The sequence below is a fragment of the Kocuria sp. genome (assembly GCF_030536815.1).
GTDB classification, from domain to species: Bacteria; Actinomycetota; Actinomycetes; order Actinomycetales; family Micrococcaceae; genus Kocuria; species Kocuria gwangalliensis.
The window spans coordinates 1-1,817 of sequence record NZ_JAUNPE010000303.1 but is presented as its reverse complement, the minus strand read 5'-3'; the positions used below and the strand labels follow the sequence as shown (position 1 = coordinate 1,817).

Genomic DNA, 1,817 nt, shown 5'->3' with positions numbered 1-1,817 from the left:
AAGTTCCCCACGCAAATGGACGCCATGATGAAGGGCGCCTCATTCGTAATGTCCTCGGGTAAGCGCATGTCGCTGGCGGAAAAGGGCCTGCCGCTGGGTCGTGTGGTTGCGGGTCGTGATCATGCGATTGGTTGGCTTCCCGGCGTGGTGGGTGGCTGGACCGACCAGCGTGACATCCCCGAACCGCCCAGGCAGTCCTTCCGCAACTGGTGGAAGAAGCACGAAGGTGAGACCGAGCAGCGGCTGACCCGGGACGGCGTTGTCGCGTCCGCACCGAGCGACGGTTTTGCGGACGGGCCCGCGGTCGAGCCGACCCAGCCCAGCAACGGCAACGATGACCAGGACGGAGCGCAGCAATGAGCGTGGACGCCAAAACCGAAATTCTGGCCCGCATTCGGGGCGCTCTGGCCGATCAGCCGGCTGTGCCGCAGACGCCGCGCGCCTACCGGAAGACGTCGGAGCTGTCCCGCGAGGAGATCGTGGAGATGCTCGAAGATCGGCTGCTCGATTACAAGGCCAATGTGTTTCATGAAACCGCGGAAACCGTGGCCGAGCGGATCGCGACCCAGCTGGGCGCATCGGCGCGCTACGTGATCCCGGAGGGATTCGACACCGCACTCCTGCCGGAGGACAGGGCAGCCCGCCGTGCGATCGTGGATCCCAATGATGCTCGTAAGGCGTCGGCTCTGGGGGTGCGTGAACTGAACCAGGTGGATGCGGTGGTGACGTCCTCCACGGTGTCCTGCGCGCAGACGGGAACGATCTTCCTGTCCGGTCGAGCGGATGAAGGCCGCCGTGCCATCACGCTGGTTCCGGATCACCACATCTGCATTGTGCCGTTGGACTCGATCGTGGAACTGATTCCGGAAGCCATGGCCCGCGTGGAACCCACCGCCCCCACCACCATGATTTCCGGCCCGTCCGCCACCTCGGACATCGAGCTGGAACGAGTGGAGGGTGTGCACGGCCCCCGCACCCTGGACGTGATCCTGCTGGGCTGATCCGCGGGCTTCCCGCGACGGGTCGGGCGGCCGCATGTCTTACCAGGAGGAGTCGCCGCGGGTCAGCGCGTCGTAACCGGAATCCACGAACAACACCTGACCGGTGACCTTGCCGGCTGCGGTGGAGGTCAGGAAGCAGATGGCGGCGGCGATGTCCTCGGCGCGGGCCGGACCGTTCAGGGGGGAGGGCATGCCCTGCTCCATTTGCTGGCGGCCCTCTTCGGTGGCGAAGAGTTGCTCGGTCATGGGCGTGATGACCACACCGGGAGCTACTGCGTTGAGCGAGATGCCCGCTCCGGCAAACCGTTCGGTGGTGGCATTGCGGCGGATCCAACGGGCCACGGCCTGCTTGGAGGAGGAATAGTTGAGGTAACCGGCCATTCCGCCCGCGGCCACCAGCTGCTCGCCGATCGCGGCGGCGGTCGCACGGTCACCGTTGAGCATCGCCTCGAGGAGGTCGTCATGGGCTGGGTGCAATGACGCCGCGCTGGCGGTGATGCATACCCGCGGTGCATCCGACTGGTTGAGCAGGGGGAGCAGGCCCTCGACCGTTCCCACCGCGCCGAAGAAGTTGATGGCCACGTCCATGGGAGCCTGCAACGAGGTTCCGGCATTGGCGATCACGCCGTCCACCACGGAGGTCAGTTGCGTGATCTCTTCCACCATCCCGGCGATGCCCTCTTCGGTGGAGAGGTCCGCGACCACTTCCGTGTTCTTGAGATCAACGCCAATGACCCGGTGGCCTTCTTCGATGAGCTGAGCGGCAGTGGCCTGACCGATGCCGGATCCGGCTCCGGTGACCACGTAGACGCGAGG

Annotated in this window: 3 protein-coding genes; 2 read left to right on the top strand and 1 reads right to left on the bottom strand. The window is 65.8% G+C overall.

The genetic code is table 11. The features are described from left to right. Both Q4E95_RS13410 and Q4E95_RS13405 read left to right on the top strand, forming a co-directional pair. The coding region (locus tag Q4E95_RS13410; protein ID WP_303383774.1) for a lactate utilisation protein LutB domain-containing protein at nt 1-360 on the top strand (360 nt) is incomplete at its 5' end. After that, a complete protein-coding gene (locus Q4E95_RS13405; RefSeq protein ID WP_303383773.1) occupies nt 357-1,001 on the top strand; it encodes an LUD domain-containing protein in 645 nt (214 codons plus the stop codon). The genes Q4E95_RS13410 and Q4E95_RS13405, both read left to right, overlap by 4 nt. Nucleotides 1,002-1,040: 39 nt before the next feature. Here the strand turns inward: Q4E95_RS13405 and Q4E95_RS13400 are convergent. Then, nucleotides 1,041-1,817 (bottom strand): SDR family oxidoreductase (locus Q4E95_RS13400; protein ID WP_303383772.1); only part of this gene is annotated, 777 nt, incomplete at its 5' end.